Origin of the sequence: Cytobacillus firmus, from assembly GCF_023612095.1 — a bacterium.
Classification (GTDB): domain Bacteria; phylum Bacillota; class Bacilli; order Bacillales; family Cytobacillaceae; genus Cytobacillus.
Window position 1 is genome coordinate 2,231,841 of record NZ_CP086235.1, and the last position, 16,392, is coordinate 2,248,232.

The following is a 16,392-nucleotide window of genomic DNA, read 5'->3' on the forward strand; positions in this document are numbered from 1 at the left end:
AAAATACCCTGCAGATTCCTTTATCATGCCAAAAAAAGAGGATAATTTTCTTTAGTTATACAAAAATAATAAAAATCGAATGGAAAGGACATTGAGTATGAAAAAATGCATTTTTCTTTTTCTCAGTCTCGCAGTGTTCTGGCAATTGAATTGGAGCGCTGCACATGCTGAAAACAATCCCCGCAATATTTATGATGTAAATCAGGGGGATACCCTGACATTGATTGCAAAAAAATATGGATCAACTGCAGGGGACTTAAAGCTATTTAACGGCCTGCAGTCAGACAGGCTTTTAATCGGGCAAAAGCTGCGTGTCCCGATTATGTATAAAGTGGCTCCCGGAGATACACTCTGGAGGCTGGCGGAAAAATATGATTCAAGTGTGCCGATTATTAAGACAGCAAATGGACTATCCTCCAATGCTATAAATGCTGGGCAGAAATTAAAAATTGTTCCAAAGAAATTAGCCATGGATGGAAAGTTTGTCCTCATGACAAGAGAGGAATTCCGGGATTGGATTTTCAAACAGAAATTCACGAGGAAAGTGGCAAAGGTTCAGCAGCATCACACCTATCAGCCATCATACAAACAGTTCAATGGCACAAATCATTTTGCGCTCATGAAGGGGATGGAGGAGTATCATGTAAGCGGGATGAAGTGGAGCATGATCAGCCAGCAGCTGACCACTTTCCCGGATGGAAAGGTGGCAGTGGGGAGGCCGTTCGATATGGCACCTGAAGGATCATTCGGCCTGCAGAATAAAGAAGCGATGCACAAGATCGAAGCGGATGCGATAGCGATCGAAAATCTCGGTGATTTTGACTCCAATCAAATGACTGCCGAACAAAAAGAAACGATCGTGAGTGTCACAGCTCTCCTGATGCTGAAATATGGCCTGACACCATCCATCGACAGCATTACCTATCACCATTGGTGGGATATTAACTCAGGTGAGAGGGTGCTGGATAACAGCCATGGGCATGCAGTAAAAACATGTCCGGGCACTGAATTTTTTGGCGGGAATTCGACTGCCAGTGCTAAGAATAATTTTTATCCTCTGGTCAGGAAAAAAATGCAGGAGATCAGATCAACCCTGCATTAATCGGGAAAACCCGCAGACAATGCGGGTTTTTCTCATCGTTTTTTCTTCTTTTTATCAACTTCTGCTGCAAGCTTCGCTTTATTTACACTTTCAAGCTCTACCTGTACGTGAATTTTCCTTTCCTCTACTGATGTTACACTGGTTACTTTGCCTTTGCGTCCTTTGATTCTGATCTCTTCTCCTTCATTTGGAACACTTTTGCGAAGCTGATTTAATAAAACATTTTTCCCATCAAGATAATACACCGTAAACATTCTCATCTCACCTTTGTCTATGGAATGTGGTACAAGTTCCTGCACCATTTCTATAAAATATAGAACAAGTGATAAAAATAGACCGTTTTTTAAAAAAATAGTTGCGAACATTTGTTCCTCGTAGTAAAATCAATTTGTAATAAATTTAAGAAAAATGAAAATATTAGGGGAGCTGATAAAAATGACAGTTAAAGTGATTCCTTATTTAGTGATGGACGGAAATGCGAATGAAGCGATTGAATTTTACAGAGAAGCGCTCGAAGCAGAAGTTTTGTATAAGCAAACATTTGGGGAAAGTCCCGATAACCCTGAATATCCACTCCCTGAAGAAGCAAAGAACCGCATTATGCATGCCACTCTAAAGGTTGGGGAGAACGAACTTATGTTTAGCGATACATTCCCGGGCCAGAATCATCAAACAGGCAATCAAGTGACCATTTGCCTTTCAGCATCAGATCCTGAAAAATCGAAGAAATTTTTTGAAGCTCTACAGCAGGGCGGCCAAGTCAGTATGCCTCTTCAGGAAACTTTTTTCAGCCCTGCATATGGCAGCGTAATCGACAAATTCGGAGTGAATTTTCAAATCTATACAGAGGGTGAGCATTAATTAACTGAATGAGCCATTCTTTTTAGGGAAGAAATGGCTCTTTTTGATTTATTTCATTAGAGAAGGCGATTGATGTGATTATAAAACCGAAACAATACATAGTTAAAAATTTGAGTTATACGATAAGATCTGCTGTCGAGGAAGATGCTAAGAAACTGTCAGAAGTAAGAGCGCAGATTGATGGAGAAACGGAGAACATGGATCGGGAAGCAGGTGAAGGATACATAGATGAAACAGGTTTCAGAGAATTAGTTAATAAAGATTCCATTAGTGAACGTAATATATTTTTGGTAGCGGAGGTAAATGGAAGAATTGCCGGCTTTTCCAGATGTGAAGGCAGCGAACTGAAACGAAGCAGGCATAAAGTAGAATTTGGAGTATGTGTGCTAAATGAATTCTGGGGCTTTGCAATTGGAAAAAACCTTTTAGCTCAGTCTATTCAATGGGCTGAGGCTAATCATATTAAGAAGATAACCTTATATGTTCTTGAAACAAATGAGAAAGCGATTAAGTTATACGAGCAGTATGGCTTTGAAATTGAAGGGGTATTAAAAATGGATAAGCTGCTGTCTGATGGGAACTATTATAGCACCATGGCAATGGGAAGGATTACAGATAATAATTGTTGCTCACATTGAGCAAGAAGGGGACATATGAAGGAGTAAATGCCTAAATCACGGCGGAGTCCCTTGAAACAATATGGTTTGCTGTTTTGATACAAATCAAGATTACAGTATCCGGACACCGAAAACGCCACTCTTCATTAACTCTTCATTAACTTCGTACCCATGAAAAAAATTTGAATATAATATAACATACGTCAGCTAAGGAGTATGTTATGGACAATCAACTAAAAGAGGTCGTCGGAGCCGCTTTAGCTGCCATTGGTACGATCATTTCAGCTGTCTCAACCATACCCGCAAAGTCAAAAAAAATGGAAAAACTGTTTGATGGCTTTGATATTGTGGGGAATAGCCTCCAGGCAACAGGAAATGCCCTTGAAGCAGATGGACAGGGTGAACCATCTCTCGAAAAGGCAGGCAATGAGATACAGGCTATTGGAAACATTACCGTCATTGCTGGATTAACTTTGGATTTAGAGGAGAAATATGAAGATAAATTAGTGATTGCAGGAAACTGGATTCAGGCACTTGGCGGAGCCACCGCACTTGGAGACGAATTTGAAGATCCTACTGCGGCAGGTCAGCTATTTAATATATATGGCAACCTGCTTCAGGCGATTGGCAATTCTCTGCAGGCAATTGGGAGAACTATAAATCTCAGAGAAAAAGAGAGGGGAGAATCGGGAGATAGCGCAAATAATATTATTGCCGCAGGAAGCTGGATACAGGCAGTTGGTTCTGTATTATCACTAATTGGCCAGCTTCAAGAGGAGAATCAGGAGACTTCTTCTGGAAGCAGTGATAAAAGCGATGAGCCGAGCTCAAAATCTTCTGTGGAGAATGAAGAAGTTATTTAGAGAGGGGTAATCATGTATCTGGAGGGCGATGACTTATTAACGATCGGAGCTTATTTCTTGGTTACAGGCACATTTATTTCAGCGATTGGCGAAACCATGAAGCCGGACGAAAGCAATGTGAACAAAATATTAATACGGGACGGTAACGGTGTCCAGGCAGTTGGCAATAGCCTGCAGGGGTTTGGCAGGATAAGCTTGGCTGAAGGAAGTGAACCAGCTAATTTATATGGAATTATTGGGAGCTTTACGCAGGCAGGCGGGAATTCCATTAACTCGGTTGCAAACAATATTGAAATTCAGAATCCCTCTGTTTCTGTATCGGGATTCAATTCGCTGGGCAGTACCATTCAATCCATGGGAGCCGCATTGGAAGCTTCGGGAGTTGGAAATGAAGAAAACAATATGCTTAGGAATCTCAAAACGCTGGGCTACTCTTTAATTTCCATCTCGGCCATTCTGGACGCTATAGGAATTCTTATAGAAGATGAAACGAGCATCCAAAAAAGAGTTCTGCTGGCTGCAGGAGGCTGGCTGGAATTCATTGGTGCGGTTCTTGGCGCTTATGTGATCCTTCAGGCAGCTGAATAAGCTGCATATTTTGCAAAAAAGAGAAAATGCATGGATAACATTGTGATATCAGTTGATATTTGTCGACTATCAATCTGCTAGCAGTTGATAATTTTGTGCTATTGGGTCGCTTTCTGTCTAATTTCAAGCAGAAAAATAACCTGGAATTATACTTCTCCAGGCTATCCTTCAAACTTCCATTAAACTGTCTCAAACAAAATAGCAACGCCAACGCCGCCTCCACTTCCAATGGCAGCTAATACATATTTGGAAGAAGGTCTTCTTTGGACATCATAAAATAATTTTGAAATCATCACAGCACCTGAAGCTCCATAGGGGTGGCCAATGGTAAGAGCCCCTCCATTAACATTCAGTTTTTCATAGGGGATTGATAGCTCATGGGCGCATGCTGCAATTTTGGAAGCGAAAGCTTCATTAATTTCGATTAAATCAATATCGTCAATGGTTAAATAATTTCTTTCCAGGATTGCCTGAATGGCTGGAACAGGTGCAAATCCCGGATAGTATGGGTGTACACCAGCAACGGCACTATCGGCAAAACGGAGAATGGGTTTGTATCCATTTTTAATTGCTGTTTCTTCCTCCATCACCAAAACAGCAGCTGCCCCGTCATGGATGCCGCAGCTGTTGGCTGTTGTTACAGTGCCATCCTTTTTAAATATTGGCTTGGCTCGTTTTAAAAGAGTATCCATTTTTCTCTTTTTGAAAAACTCTTCATCCTGTGAAAGGCTTCCAAAGGGAAGCAGCTCGTCTGCCAGGATTCCATTTTCAAAAGCCCTCCAGCTCCGTTCATAGCTTAATTTAGCATAGGCATCCTGAGCTTCTCTTGTTATGCCGTGCTTTTCGGCAACATTTTCCGCAGCAGTACCCATATCCGGGTCACCAACTTTGTCTGGGGAGAAGCGGGCCCTTTTGGAAAATGGGGAGGTGCTGGCACTTTCCGTACCTCCCGCTATATAACAAGTACCAGCTCCGCCCTGGATTAGAAAGCATGCCAACCGAATGGCCTCGAGACCGGCACTGCATTGCCTGTCCAGGGTCAAGCCCGGGACGGACAGAGGGAGTCCTGCTTCCAATGCAGACAAGCGGGCAATATTGCCGCCGGGTCCCACAACATTGCCTAAAATGACATCATCAATTTTTTCTTCCAGGTCTCCTGCCAGATATTTCAGCAGCGGGGCAGCAAGTTCATAAGGCTCGCAGTCCTTCAGCATGCCATTTACTTTTCCAATTGGCGTTCTTTTTGCTTGTACAATCACGGCTCTCTTAATGGCTGATCACCTTTCTTTCGATAATATCCTTCAGTTGGTCTCTGGCGATTTTCCCGCCTGCTGTGTAAGGCATTTTTTCTATGAAGATCCATTTGCGCGGCACTTTATAGGATGCCAGATGATTTTTGCATAGGCGTTTTAACACAAGGGCATCTGTATTGCCTTTGATGACAGCCACTGCAATTTCGCCCCAGTATGGATCTTTCAGACCAATTACAACAGCCTCCTCGACAGCAGGATGCTGGCTGATCACTTTTTCAATTTCTTCCGGGAAGATATTAATGGCTCCATATAAAATCATGTTCTTCTCCCGCCCGCTGATATATAGATATCCTTCTTCATCAACATAGCCCATATCATCAACAGTTGCCCATCCATCTTGATCCTGGATGGTATGTATGGCGTCATTTAATAGGTACCCGTCGAAAATAAGGTCGCTCCTTACATAAATTTTACCGATTTCATAGGGAGTTAGCTTTTCACCCTTTGTTCCTTTGATTTCGATTTCAACACCATGACAAGGCCTACCGACTGATTCTGCCTTCTGCTCATTCCCATGAAAGGTGATATAACTTAACTCACTGGCTCCATAAAACTCAATCATCGAAAGCTTAGGAAACATTTTGCTGATTTCTTGTTTTGATGTTTCGTCCCATTTTGCACCTGAAGAAATAATTTTAAAAGGCTTCTCTATGATTCTTTTTTCTTTTAAAATAGCTGACACCATTGTCGGAACTGTATAAAGTGCGGTGATTGGCTGCTCCTCAATACACAATAGGGCCTTGGCTGCATTGAATTTATCAAGCAGGTAAACTGTTCCGCCTGTACAAAGGGTACTAACCGCGCCATACAAAAAATGAGAGTGAATGAGTGCTCCTGGAATCAGGACATGTTCCTTTTCATTCATTTTAAAATCATGCTCATTAACCTTGAAGCTGGCAGCCCAGGATGTATGGGAGCGGATAAATGCCTTTGGACTGCCGGTCGTACCGGAAGTGAATCCCATATAAAATGGATTATTTCCTTCTGTATCGATGTGAAATGAAGAGCTTTGACGGTTTATGTACTCCAGTGCATCCTCCAAAATGATAACGTAAGGGTGCATCTGGGCAATCTGATTATAATATTCCTTAACCGTGATAACGATAGAAGGGGGCGATATCCCGATCCGCTCATTAAGTTCCTCGGCCTTCCATTTTAAGTCGTAAGGAACAGCTGTCCATCCAGCCATGGCGGCCCCGGTGAATAATTGCAAAAATGGGATCCCATTTGGCAGAAGAAATCCCGCTGTCTTATTATCAAACGAGAAAGACTTTAGCCAATTGGCGGTTTTGCATAGGAGAGTGTTCCATTCTTTATAATTTAAAGATCCGACTGTCGTAACGATTGCGGATTTGCCGGGAGATTCTTCAGCGAATTTTTTAATGTTGGCTGTAATATTCGTCAAGGGTGTTCATCTCCTTATGGAAAAGGAGACACCTTAAAGTGTCTCCAGAGATTTAGAAAATTGCTTATTAATAATCGGATGCTTAAGCAGTCTGTATACCAGGAATGAGGCAAGAGTAGCTTTCAACACATCTCCCGGGATATAAACCAGGCTTAATTTTATAGCTTCGGCCAGAGGAATATTCATCATAAAGGCCTGTACCGGAATGCCAAACAGATAGATTAGGAATATTCCGACAGTCAGGTTTATGAGAAGGATATTCTTTAACTTTAAAGTTTTGAAGTGTGAAAGTAAATAGCCGATAAAAAAAGCTGTTACCGGGTAAGAAATTAAATAGCCGGCGCTGGGACCGAAGAAAACCCCTATACCACCGCGGCCGCCAGATAATAGTGGAGCACCGGCTGCAACTAGCAGTAAAAACACGGCCATGCTGATTCCGCCCAGTCTGGCACCTAAAATACCTCCGGCTAAAAGGACACCAAGTGTCTGTAAGGTAATCGGAACGGGTGTAAAAGATAGCATGATTGGGGGAACAAGACCGAGTGCTCCCATTACTGCTGCAAATAAAGCCACGTATGTCATTTCTTTGACTTTCATAATACCTCTCCAATTCAGATTAATAGGTTAACTGTTTTTATTTTATGGTTAACATAGGAGTTTGTCAACGTGATAGAAAATATAGTTTACAATAAAATCAAGAATGTAAAGGCCTTGCTTGCCAGCAAAAGTGTATTAGGCTTATTCCAGCCAGATTAAGAAATTAGGGAAAAAACCCCCGAAAAGGAAACGGGGGCAGCTTTACAAGGAACTGTGATTTCATTTAACCTCAATGCCAAGCCAGGAAAGATAAATGGCCAAATTGCCGCCTTCATTCCAGCTGATACTATCTAATATATATGTAATAAAAATAAAAACCATATAGGCGCCAAGCAAGAATACTATCTTTAAAGTCTTATTTTCTGCATGTTTCAATATCCTTTTCCAAACTATATAAATTAAGATTGGAAAGCCGAATACCCCAATAGGAAGCAGAAGTGCACCTATCGCAAAGAAGAACAAAACAACTGATACAATATAATAAATTCCGTAGCCCAGCAGCATCAAAACAGCTGTCACACTAAACTTAAAGTAGGATCGCGCTTGAATTTTAATCTCCCCGTTTCTAATTAAGAATCATAATATCTTTATACAAATACTCACATAAATAAGTCAATGTCTATTATTAAGAAGGTGCCGCAAATATATTCTTATAGGGTTATGTTCAATAAAAATGGAGTTTCATATTTTAAAAATGTAAAATAACAGTATAAAAGGTTTTTTTTAGGAGGGAATATGTACACTTACGAATCATTTGTAACAGAGGGGGCATTTACATTATTACAGCCAGTCTTTTATAGCTCTTTATTGGCAGCCGTTATATTGCTCATTTTTGCTTTAACTTCAAAAGCCATTAGCGGGATAGTGGTTGTGTTTATATCACTTATTTTAATTATCATCTCTGGCCAGGTTTTATTTTTTGACGCCATTATCGCTGATGAGCTTGGTCTGGGCGGGGACGGAACTGCCACTTTGCTTTTCCTGGGAATCGCTTTCTTAAGTCTTGCCAGCCCGGTTATCTTTTTTATAAGAAAAAGGAGGGATAAGAGTGGGCTCTTCGGAAATTGGGAAGTTAAGGGTCAGACAAATCTTATGGATGAATGGCGCAATCATTGCAGCGTTAGGCATATCTTTCGCTGTGATAACATTCATGGAAATAACGATGTTTCACGTGTTTTTGTTTCTAGGAGTTCTTCTGTTCGTTCAGTCTCTTGCCGGATTTATCAGGCGAGATTCTGCATCCTCCATTATCCCCGCTTTAGATCAAATAGCCAAATACGAAAGAGAAAAGATGGGCAGTGAATGGAGAAAGCAGCGGACTGTGGGGAGTATCTCGAGTCTGCTGGTGAGCGTTATATGTTTTTTAAATGCTTATCTTCATTTTAGATCCAATATTCTTCTAACCATTGAACCGATGTTTTTATTTTTTCTGACTATCGCGATTCTGGCCATGACCAATATCAGCATGGTCATTCACAGCAGAAAGGTGGATGGTGCTCAATCACCTGCAGACTTCACTGATTACACATGGAACTCTAATTCGAGGGCTATTATTATTGGATTAAGTATCGGTCTTCTTGTATTTGTGGTTATATTTTTAGTTTAACCGTTTCTTTCATTTAGGGACGGTCATTTCATTTTTTAAATACAAGTTGACAGGTCGGAATAGTTGGTTATATAATGTGAATAATTAATTCTGAGGGAGGAATAGATTATGAATGAACGTTATCCTGTTTTGGACGGTGCAGAATCATTCTACTATGAAGGCAATGAGATCGGCATCATGATCACACATGGTTTTCTTGGAACTCCCCAGAGTGTCCGTTTTTTGGGGGAGTCATTTGCCAAGCTTGGCTATACAGTCTTTGCTCCAAGGCTTAAAGGGCATGGCACACATTATAAAGATATGGAAAAGACCACTCATGAGGATTGGTTTGCTGAAGCCGAAAAGGGTTATCAATTTTTAAAAGAAAAATGCACATCCGTCTATGCCGCAGGTCAATCGATGGGTGGGGCGCTGACACTTTGGCTGGCTAATAATTATCCGGAAATTGCAGGTATAGTACTAATAAATGCCGCTCTTCGGGTTCCGTGTTATGAAAATTTAAAAGGGAAAACAAATCCCAGTTATATAGATGAAGGCGCACCTGATATAAAAAAAGAGGGTGTAGAGGAAATAACGTATGGGAAAGTTCCGGTCCCATCCATCTTCGAATTGCAGAAGGTCATGGATAGAACACCTGACTTATTGCCTGACATTAAAGCACCTGTATTAGGTTTTAAATCGGTAGAAGATCATGTTGTGCCTGCAGAGTGTACAGATTTTATTTTGCAAAAGATTGGTTCCGCCAAAAAGAATGCTATATCGCTCTATAACTCCTATCATGTGGCATCCTTGGACCATGATAAAGAAGAGATTGTTACCTTGACTCATCAGTTCATCCAGCAGAATCAAGCAGGCCGATTGTCCTTTGTGTAAAGAATGGCTGACCTAAAAGAGCCGATTTTGGCTCTTTTTCATTTTTGATCTATAGCCAGCCTAATTATGATAAAATAGTTAGTCAGGTAAAGATATATTCGGAAAAGGAGAGTACTCAGTGTGCTGATTCAAATTAATAAACAGCTGGAGAAAATGATGCCATTGATTACTCCAATAAGCGTGGTTCTTGGTGTTATGCTCGCAGGTTATATGAAGGATTTTGCCTTTATCATTCCTTGGGTTTTTGCATTTATGACGTTTTCAGGCAGTCTGAACTCGAGTTTTAGCAGTTTAAAAGAAATCATTCATCATCCAAAGCCGCTTTTTCTCATTTTGTTTTTACTTCATATTTTAATGCCTCTCTTTGCATGGAGCACCGGTACACTTGCGTTCGGAAATGATTCTTTAACTATTACCGGGCTGGTATTGGCTATGGCCATTCCGACTGGCATATCAAGCTTTATATGGGTTTCGATATATCGCGGGAATATCCCGCTGACCTTGTCTATTATTCTGGTAGATACCTTTCTGTCACCCTTTATTGTTCCGCTGACCTTGTCTGTATTTTTCCAGAAATCTGTACAGATCGATGCCGTGCCGATGATGACCGGGTTATTTGGCATGATTGTTCTGCCTTCTTTTCTTGGTATGCTTTTCAATCAATTTGCAGGAAAAAGCGCTGCATTCTTAAGCAGCCGTCTATCTCCTTTTTCAAAGCTGGGCATGGCCATTGTGGTCATGCTGAATGGAGCTGTTGTTGCCCCGTATCTGATGGAGGTCAATCTTAAATTGATCCTCATCGGGATCACTGTATTTGGTGTGGCATTTATGGGCTATCTGATCTCTTTCATCATCGCAAATGTACTGAAATACGATCAGGGCACGACGGTGGCTGTTACATTTAATGGAGGCATGAGGAATATCAGTGTTGGCTCTGTCCTGGCAGTCACTTATTTTCCGGCACCTGTTGCCGTTCCTGTCGTCATTGGCATGCTGTTTCAGCAGGTTTTGGCATCCCTGTATGGTATAATCATGAAACGACATTTCGGCAGGAAGGTTCTGCAGGGTGGTCATAGTGTGTAACAATTTAGCTCCTGTTTCAGGAGCTTTTTGTTTGTAATTTGGCTAAATCAACCTTCCGCACAGAAAATCCGCTATCCGCACATAAAAAGGCGTTATGCGCACATAAAAATTTTTATCCGCACACAAAAACGTGGTATCAGCACATAAAAATTTTTTTCAATATAAAAGAGTGGCATTCGTATGGCAAGATTTGAATATGACCACTAAAGTTACTCTGAAAATTGAACTTAATGGACCAATACGCAATCAAATACATAAATTTTCACCCGAAAACAGGGTTTAACCCCCTTTATTTCGGGTAGAATATCGGGGGATATCGCCGGCATTGAAATTATCTTAAAAAAAAGTTATAATAAGACGTTGTTAACACTACCGAGGGGGAAGTTTTTTTGTCAATCGAAATTGGAAGCAAGGTACAAGGAAAAGTAACAGGTATTACAAATTTCGGAGCTTTTGTCGAGCTGCCAGGCGGCACGACTGGTCTAGTTCACATCAGTGAGGTAGCTGACAGCTATGTTAAAGATGTGAATGATCATTTAAAAGTTGGCGATGAAGTAACTGTTAAAGTGCTAAGTGAGAAGGAAGGCAAAATTGCCTTATCCATCAAAAAAGCAGTGGACAGACCGGAAGGCCAATCTTCTTATTCACCGCGCCCACCGCGCCAGGGAAGAGATGATCGCCGCGGCGGTGGTGGTTCCAGAGATTTCCGTTCAAAAGGAAACTTTAAGCCAAAGGAAAGCTTTGAAGACAAAATGGCAAAATTCTTAAAATCGAGCGAAGAAAATATTTCTTCATTGAAGCGCAATACTGAAGGAAAGCGGGGCGGCCGAGGCGGACGCCGCGGATAAGCAGCCCTTTAGATAATGGGAAACTCCAATCAGGAGGGAAGTTTCCTGACTGATTGTTCGTGATCCTGTGATAAAGGCAAGCCATAATAGGCTTGCCTCTTTTCGTTTATATTTCAATTATGATCGGCAGGATCATTGGTTTGCGCTTTGTTTTTTCGAATAAAAACTGCCCAAGTGATTTCTTGATGCTCTGCTTGATGACATTCCACTGGCTTTTATCCTGCTCAGGAAGATCGTTGACAATTTTTTCTGCAATCCGGTTTATGTCTCTCAGCAGATCTTCGGATTCCCTTGCGTAAATAAAGCCCCGGGATATAGTATCCGGCCTTGATATCATTTTGCGTTCACTCTTGCTCATGGTCAGTACGATCACAAGCATGCCATCCTCTGATAGCTGCTTCCTGTCGCGGAGCACGATGCTGCCAATGTCCCCGACACCCACTCCATCCACATACGTATCTCCCGCAGGCACCCGCCTTGTCTGGCGTGCTTTTCCGTTTTCTATATCAACGACATCCCCATTTTTAATGATAAACGTGTTCCCTTTTTCAACACCGATCGATTCAGCAAGCAATTTATGGTGATGAAGCATTCTGTATTCACCGTGAATGGGAATAAAATATTTCGGCTTCATCAATGTGAGCATAAGCTTTAAATCCTCCTGGTAGCCGTGGCCGGACACATGCATTCCCGTTGAGCTGCCTGATCCGTAAATTACTCTGGCACCCAGTTTAAAGAGGTTATCAATGATTTTAGAAACATCACGCTCGTTGCCCGGGATTGGGAGGCAGCCAGAATCACGGTATCTTCAGGATGAATTTCAGCGTCACGGTAATTTCCGGAAGAAAGGCGTGAGAGGGCAGCCATCGGCTCACCCTGGCTGCCGGTACAAAGTATGCACACCTTTTCAGGAGCGAGATTCATCGCCTCTTTTGGGTTGATGATCATTCCCTCCGGTACGGTCAGATACCCGCGTTCAATGGCCACATTCACCACATTCACCATGCTTCGGCCAAGCAGCACAAGCTTTCGGTTTGCTTTCATAGCTGCAGCCACGACCTGCTGGACCCGGCTCACATTGGAAGCGAAGGTGGAGATGATGATTTTGCGGGGGGCTTTCATAAATGCTTCCTCAATGTTCTCCCCGACAATATGCTCGGTAGGCGAAAAGCCGGACCGCTCTGCGTTTGTGCTTTCTGAGAGAAGTGCGAGAACTCCTTCCCGCCCGATTTCAGCCATCCTGTGGATATCAGCATGCTCCTGGTTTACAGGTGTCAAATCAAATTTAAAGTCACCGGTATGGACGACATTTCCCTCTGGTGTTTTAAACACAATTCCCAGACAGTCCGGGATGCTATGATTCACTTTAAAAAAGCTTACGCCTATTTCACCAAAATCAAGACTGGTATCAGAATCAATGGTGATCAGCTCAGAGTCACCAAGCAGGCGATGCTCCGATAGTTTTAGTTCTATGAGCCCCAGTGTAAATCTTGTTGCATACACAGGCATATTAATCTTTTTCAGGAGATAGGCAACCCCGCCGATGTGATCCTCATGTCCATGAGTGACAATCAGGCCTCGTATTTTTTCCCTGTTTTCTTCAAGGTAAGTAATATCCGGTATGATCAGATCAATCCCCAATAATGTTTCATCAGGAAATTTCCCTCCGGCGTCTATCACGACAATATCGTCATCATATTGAATCACATACATGTTTTTCCCAATTTCATTGATGCCGCCAAGAGAAAAGAGGGATAACTGCTTTCCATTTGCCTCCATATGTAAATCCTCCCGTTAGTCTTTTTTCTTAGCATTCCCGATTGGGTGTGCATTATCATGGGATTGCTTTTGAAAGTGGAAATTAGAACTTTATCCCTTTAAATCAGCAAATTAATCATTGACATAAAATACAGAAGCGTGCATAATAATTCTAATATTATGAAAACATCAACAGCATTGACAGGGAATCAGTAAATAGAAATCAGGCAAGAAGAGAGCGGGATTCACCGGCTGAAAGATCCTGCAGCCTGCAAAGCTATTGAACCTATCCTTAGAGCTGCCAGACAAAACTGGCCGAATTTCCGGCGTTAACGGATTTTCAAAGCGGGCGCTTGCAGTATGGAGTGCCAATGAAGGTGGTACCGCGAAAGACAAAGCTCTTCCGTCCTTTTTTTAGGGATGGGAGGGCTTTTTTTATTCCGCTTTATGGAGCGGACGAACGCTTTTTAACATAAGGGTGGTGTCTGTTGTGAAGAAGGAACGGATTGTTGTGAAAATTGGAAGCAGTTCGCTGACTAATAACAATGGCGGATTGTGCATGGAAAAGCTGGAGGAGCATGCAGCTGCCCTTTCACGGCTGAAGGAGAAGGGGCATGAGGTTATATTAATTTCATCCGGAGCCGTTGCTGCAGGGTTTGCAGATCTTGGATATCCTTCGCGCCCGGTGACCATTGCGGGAAAACAGGCGGCCGCCGCAGTGGGCCAGGGATTATTAATGCAGGGATATACGGAAGAATTCAAAAAGTATGGCATCGTTGCAGCGCAATTGCTGCTGACAAGGCAAAACTTCCTGCATAAGGAGCAATACCAAAATGCACATGCCACATTGTCCGAACTATTGAAGCGGAATGTACTTCCGATCATTAATGAAAATGATTCTGTATCGATTGAGGAGCTGGCCTTTGGTGATAACGATATGCTGTCAGCGCTTGTCTGCGGGCTGGTACAGGCACATCGCCTGATCATCCTGACAGATGTGAATGGAATTTATGATTCCAATCCCCGCACAAATTCAGAAGCAAAAAAGTTCAATTTTTTAACAGAAATAACGGAGGAATTGATGAATGCTGCCGCAGGGTCAGGCTCAAAGGTGGGAACCGGCGGAATGGTGACAAAGCTTGCGGCGGCAAGGACAGCATTAGCACTTGGTGTGCAGGTTTTCATAGGCGTGGGGCATGGCGCGGGAAAGCTGATTGAGATCCTTGAAGGCAAAGGGGATGGGACTTATATAGGCATCACATCACAGCCGAGTGTCAAAACCTCCAAGCAGTGGCTTGCGCTGCATTCTGTTCCGAATGGGAAAATTGAAGTGGATCACGGTGCTGCACAGGCCATATTAACTCAGGGGAAAAGCCTGCTGCCTGCAGGTGTGACCAGCATAACAGGCCATTTTCATATTCAGGATGTGGTGGAAGTGATTGGCCCAAAAGGTGATTTGATCGGCAAGGGGCAGGTTAATTTCACATCCGATGAGCTTCGGGCCATTAAAGGTCTATCCAGTGCAGAAGCTATGCAGATGGCCGGGAGCGACCGCCGGGTTGTCATTCACCGGGATCACTGGGTAACCCAAAAAAGAAAGGAGAAAAGTTCATGGAGTTAATTCATAAAGGCCAAAAAGCGAAAAAGGCAGCAGCAGAGCTGGCAAAAAAGTCGACACAGCAAAAAAATCGTGCACTTGAACTGATCTCAGAGCAGCTGATGCAGGAGAAGGATTTTATTTTAACAGAAAATGAAAAGGACCTTGACGCAGGTAAGGAAAAGGGAATGAGCGATGCTCTATTGGACCGTCTGCGGTTAAATGAAGCCCGGCTTAAGGATATGGCGGACGCACTTATCCAGCTTGCCCGGCTGGAAGATCCAGTTGGAGAGATTATTTCCGATTGGGAACGGCCAAACGGGCTTGAGATAACACAGGTTCGGGTCCCGCTTGGTGTTGTCGGCATGATCTATGAAGCGCGCCCAAATGTAACGGTCGATGCATCCAGCTTATGCTTGAAGACAGGCAATGCTGTGATGCTGCGCGGAAGTTCTACTGCCATTCATTCCAATAAGGCAATTGTGAAAGTGATTCATCATGCATTGGAAAAGAGTGACCTGCCGCGTGATGCGGTTCAGCTTATTGAGGATACAAGCCGGGAAACTGCTTCAGCTATGTTCAAGCTGAACGAATACCTGGATGTCCTGATTCCGCGGGGAGGGGCAAAGCTGATTAAGACAGTTGTGGAACAATCCACAGTCCCAGTGCTTGAGACAGGTGCCGGCAATTGCCATATTTATATTGATGAAAGTGCCCATAAGGAAATGGCAATTAGCATAGCGGTTAATGCCAAAACCCAGCGTCCGTCCGTTTGCAATGCTTGTGAAACGATCCTTGTTCACAGAGAGTGGGAGGGGCTGAACGATCTTGTGAAAGCACTAAAGGAAAAAGGGGTTTTGATTCATGGCGGTGAAGGTGTCAGCGGGGAAGGGATCATCCCGGCCGCAGAAGAGGATTGGGCCGCTGAATATTTAGGGTTGGAAGTCGCATTGAAAGTGACGGAAAGCGTGGAAGAGGCCATTGTTCATATCAACCGCTTTGGTACAAAACATTCTGAAGCGATTATCTCTTCAAACACAGAAAATGTGGAAAAATTTCTGAATGAAGTCGATGCAGCGGCCGTTTACCATAATGCCTCCACCCGTTTCACAGATGGATTCGAATTTGGGTTCGGCGCTGAAATCGGCATCAGCACCCAAAAGCTTCATGCCCGGGGTCCGATGGGGCTGCCGGCTTTGACATCGACGAAATATATTGTGAAAGGAAATGGGCAGGTGAAGAAGTAAGCGGAATTTGGGGGCTTGATCTGCATGTGATTGC

General features: G+C 42.9%; 16 protein-coding genes and 1 pseudogene. 11 read left to right on the forward strand and 6 right to left on the reverse strand.

Annotated features, from left to right (window positions below):
• The first annotated feature begins 220 nt into the window (after positions 1–220).
• On the forward strand, positions 221–1,102 hold the full coding sequence (locus LLY41_RS11340; RefSeq protein ID WP_441294256.1) for a LysM peptidoglycan-binding domain-containing protein: 882 nt from the start codon (positions 221–223) through the stop codon (positions 1,100–1,102).
• Between the two features lie 32 nt (positions 1,103–1,134).
• Here the strand turns inward: LLY41_RS11340 and LLY41_RS11345 are convergent, their stop codons facing one another.
• Positions 1,135–1,356, reverse strand: a complete 222-nt coding sequence (locus LLY41_RS11345; RefSeq protein ID WP_076257929.1) for a hypothetical protein — start codon at positions 1,354–1,356, stop codon at positions 1,135–1,137.
• A 181-nt stretch (positions 1,357–1,537) separates the two neighbouring features.
• Between LLY41_RS11345 and LLY41_RS11350 the strand changes: the two genes are divergently transcribed.
• The 4 genes from LLY41_RS11350 (at position 1,538) to LLY41_RS11365 (ending at position 4,031) form a co-directional block, all read left to right on the forward strand.
• On the forward strand, positions 1,538–1,963 hold the full coding sequence (locus LLY41_RS11350) for a VOC family protein (RefSeq protein WP_304585401.1): 426 nt from the start codon (positions 1,538–1,540) through the stop codon (positions 1,961–1,963).
• 74 nt (positions 1,964–2,037) lie between these two features.
• Positions 2,038–2,601: a GNAT family N-acetyltransferase gene (locus LLY41_RS11355; protein WP_095243066.1), complete on the forward strand. Its 564-nt coding sequence runs from the start codon at positions 2,038–2,040 to the stop codon at positions 2,599–2,601.
• Between the two features lie 200 nt (positions 2,602–2,801).
• Entirely contained in the window at positions 2,802–3,443 is a 642-nt protein-coding gene (locus tag LLY41_RS11360; RefSeq protein WP_095243065.1) for a DUF6944 family repetitive protein, read from the forward strand.
• A gap of 12 nt (positions 3,444–3,455) precedes the next feature.
• Complete coding sequence (locus tag LLY41_RS11365) at positions 3,456–4,031, forward strand: DUF6944 family repetitive protein (RefSeq protein ID WP_304585402.1); 576 nt, start codon at positions 3,456–3,458, stop codon at positions 4,029–4,031.
• A 179-nt stretch (positions 4,032–4,210) separates the two neighbouring features.
• Here the strand turns inward: LLY41_RS11365 and LLY41_RS11370 are convergent, their stop codons facing one another.
• The 4 genes from LLY41_RS11370 to LLY41_RS11385 all read right to left on the reverse strand — a co-directional run bounded on the left by LLY41_RS11370 (position 4,211) and on the right by LLY41_RS11385 (position 7,853).
• Positions 4,211–5,302 carry an acetyl-CoA C-acyltransferase gene (locus LLY41_RS11370; protein WP_304588032.1) on the reverse strand — a complete coding sequence of 364 codons (1,092 nt, stop codon included), beginning with the start codon at positions 5,300–5,302 and terminating at the stop codon, positions 4,211–4,213.
• Positions 5,298–6,749 (reverse strand): AMP-binding protein, encoded by a 1,452-nt coding sequence (locus LLY41_RS11375; RefSeq protein WP_304585403.1) that lies wholly within the window; start codon positions 6,747–6,749, stop codon positions 5,298–5,300. The genes LLY41_RS11370 and LLY41_RS11375 overlap by 5 nt, the downstream gene beginning before the upstream one ends.
• 33 nt (positions 6,750–6,782) lie before the next feature.
• Positions 6,783–7,346, reverse strand: a complete 564-nt coding sequence (locus tag LLY41_RS11380) for a biotin transporter BioY (protein ID WP_304585404.1) — start codon at positions 7,344–7,346, stop codon at positions 6,783–6,785.
• Positions 7,347–7,565: 219 nt separating this feature from the next.
• Complete coding sequence (locus LLY41_RS11385) at positions 7,566–7,853, reverse strand: hypothetical protein (RefSeq protein ID WP_304585405.1); 288 nt, start codon at positions 7,851–7,853, stop codon at positions 7,566–7,568.
• Between the two features lie 541 nt (positions 7,854–8,394).
• Here LLY41_RS11385 and LLY41_RS11390 point away from each other — a divergent pair.
• The 4 genes from LLY41_RS11390 to LLY41_RS11405 all read left to right on the forward strand — a co-directional run bounded on the left by LLY41_RS11390 (position 8,395) and on the right by LLY41_RS11405 (position 11,756).
• A complete protein-coding gene (locus LLY41_RS11390; protein WP_304585406.1) occupies positions 8,395–8,952 on the forward strand; it encodes a hypothetical protein in 558 nt (185 codons plus the stop codon).
• 108 nt (positions 8,953–9,060) lie between these two features.
• Positions 9,061–9,825: an alpha/beta hydrolase gene (locus LLY41_RS11395; protein ID WP_304585407.1), complete on the forward strand. Its 765-nt coding sequence runs from the start codon at positions 9,061–9,063 to the stop codon at positions 9,823–9,825.
• A gap of 120 nt (positions 9,826–9,945) precedes the next feature.
• A complete protein-coding gene (locus LLY41_RS11400; RefSeq protein ID WP_304585408.1) occupies positions 9,946–10,908 on the forward strand; it encodes a bile acid:sodium symporter family protein in 963 nt (320 codons plus the stop codon).
• Positions 10,909–11,297: 389 nt separating this feature from the next.
• Positions 11,298–11,756, forward strand: a complete 459-nt coding sequence (locus tag LLY41_RS11405; protein WP_076257917.1) for a S1 domain-containing RNA-binding protein — start codon at positions 11,298–11,300, stop codon at positions 11,754–11,756.
• A gap of 106 nt (positions 11,757–11,862) precedes the next feature.
• Here the strand turns inward: LLY41_RS11405 and LLY41_RS11410 are convergent.
• Positions 11,863–13,535 (reverse strand): annotated as a pseudogene (locus LLY41_RS11410) (ribonuclease J).
• A 469-nt stretch (positions 13,536–14,004) separates the two neighbouring features.
• Here LLY41_RS11410 and proB point away from each other — a divergent pair.
• Together proB and LLY41_RS11420 are read left to right on the forward strand one after the other, a co-directional pair.
• Positions 14,005–15,135, forward strand: a complete 1,131-nt coding sequence (gene proB / locus LLY41_RS11415; protein WP_304585409.1) for a glutamate 5-kinase — start codon at positions 14,005–14,007, stop codon at positions 15,133–15,135.
• Positions 15,126–16,358: a glutamate-5-semialdehyde dehydrogenase gene (locus LLY41_RS11420; protein ID WP_304585410.1), complete on the forward strand. Its 1,233-nt coding sequence runs from the start codon at positions 15,126–15,128 to the stop codon at positions 16,356–16,358. Before proB ends, LLY41_RS11420 begins: the two co-directional genes overlap by 10 nt.
• Positions 16,359–16,392: the final 34 nt, after the last annotated feature.